Source organism: Paenibacillus zanthoxyli JH29 (genome assembly GCF_000520715.1).
Classification (GTDB): Bacteria; Bacillota; Bacilli; order Paenibacillales; family Paenibacillaceae; genus Paenibacillus_AQ; species Paenibacillus_AQ zanthoxyli.
In genome coordinates, this window is the sequence record NZ_ASSD01000597.1 from 1 (window position 1) to 1,766 (window position 1,766).

The 1,766-nt window shown below is 57.4% G+C and carries 3 protein-coding genes; 2 read left to right on the top strand and 1 reads right to left on the bottom strand.

Translation table 11 applies throughout. The features are described 5' to 3' along the window. Window positions 1-512, top strand: a 512-nt coding sequence (locus tag L691_RS0123195) for a WIAG-tail domain (RefSeq protein WP_025692673.1), incomplete at its 5' end; no start/stop codon positions are given. Window positions 513-740: 228 nt separating this feature from the next. After that, window positions 741-1,562 carry a glycosyltransferase family 2 protein gene (locus L691_RS0123205; protein ID WP_025692675.1) on the top strand — a complete coding sequence of 274 codons (822 nt, stop codon included), beginning with the start codon at window positions 741-743 and terminating at the stop codon, window positions 1,560-1,562. A gap of 21 nt (window positions 1,563-1,583) precedes the next feature. Here L691_RS0123205 and L691_RS0123210 read toward each other — a convergent pair. Further along, window positions 1,584-1,766 (bottom strand): hypothetical protein (locus L691_RS0123210; RefSeq protein WP_025692676.1); only part of this gene is annotated, 183 nt, incomplete at its 5' end.

Below are 1,766 nucleotides of genomic sequence, written 5' to 3' on the forward strand. Positions count from 1 at the left end.
CCGACCGGCTGGCGGACGGAGCGGTGGGCGGAGCGGAGCTTCAGGATGAAGCGGTGGACGGCTCGAAGATCGCCCCATTTTCTATCCAGTCCAGCCATCTGGAGGAGGAAAGCGTGCAGAGCTGCCATCTTGCTCCATCTTCTGTAGGCAGTGAGCATCTGATGCGTGAAGCGGTGAGTCCTGAGCATCTGACGTTCAACCCGGTGCAGAGCTCGGGAAACCGTTCAACGCTTCAGCAGTTCGGAATGTCGGCGTTCATGTTTGCCGCAGGATCAGACAGCGTGGACGTGGCCGTGACTTTCGATGAGCCGTTCGGCCACACGGGCTATGTTATGGTTGCCATGACCAACCAGCCCTTCTTCTATGCCTCGTTAAAAAGCAGGGGTAGTAAGGATGCTATTATTCAAGTTGTTCGTCTGGGCAATACTCAGCATTTCTACGGCGTCCTCTCCTGGATCGCTATTGGAGCTCCAGCGGCGAAGCCAGCTCCAGAGGAGCGTTTATACGATTAAAAATATAGCTCCCGGGGTTTGAAGAACAGGATTTCGTATAATCGGGTCTCATAATAAAAAAATGGAAAAGCGCAGCCCCGGCTGTGCTTTTTCTGCATACATAAGAAAGTTTTGCTGATGCCGAAATTTTGAACAAACGTGGACGTTGGCCGTTGCCGGCATGAATCCGTTACATACACTGTGATGAACCCCGCCCCGGGGAATGCTCTGCAAGGAGGATGAATGAGCATGAAGCCAACAAAGCGCTCCCTTAGGTCTCGGCGTTCCCCTTTACGCCGCGAGGCCCGGTCTCATAAAGCCGTATACGACGGCAATTATCCAGAGCCGCTAGTGTCCGTTATCATTCCGGCAATGAATGAAGCCGGTACGATTGCTGCGGCCGTCACGGAAGCAAAAAAGGTCGATTCGCGCTGCGAGGTCATCGTTGTAGCCAACGGCTCTTCGGATGGCACTGCGGAGATTGCCGCATCCTGTGGAGCGCGCGTCATTTCCTGTGCGGAGCCGCTGGGACATGATGTTGGCCGCAGTGTCGGGGCGGAGTCGGCGAAGGGTGAGATTCTTTTGTTTACGGACGGCGATCTCGTTATTCCAGCGGAGCAGCTCCGTCCTTTTGCGGCGGCTGTAAGAAGGGGCGCAGACATCGCATTGAACGATTATTCCGGACCGGTCGGCCGTCACCGTCCCCATCCGGTTGTGCTCTCCAAGCATGCGCTCAATATTCTGCTGCGCCGTCCTGACCTGAAAGGCTGCTCGATGACGGCGGTTCCGCACGCGCTGAGCCGCAGGGCGCTGGACACGCTCGGCAGCGGGCTGTTGTCATCGCCTCCGGAGGCGCAGGCCAAGGCTGTTATGGAAGGGCTTAGGGTAGTAGCGGGGCATAAAGTGCCTGTCGGCCGAATGAATGTCATCCGCCCCAAAGCGGATGGAACGGACCCATTGCAGCAGATTATCGTCGCGGATCATCTTAGAGCGGTTTCCCTGGTGCTGGAGCAGAGAGGCGGGAGAGCCGGATTCGGCGACGGAGCCCGGCGGCGGGAGATGGTGAGGTGACAGACTCATGAGAATTGGAATTCATGCGAAGCCTGCGGGCAGGTCTTCTACAGCCGCCTCTTCCCGCCGGAGAAGAGCCCTCTCGGGACCTGCGAAGCCGCGAAAGCTTCGGAAGGGAAATGGCATGAAGAGCGCCGGATCGCCCAAATCGCCCAAATCGCCCAAATCGCAGAGGGCCTCCTTAAGAACCGCTTCGGGTACGGG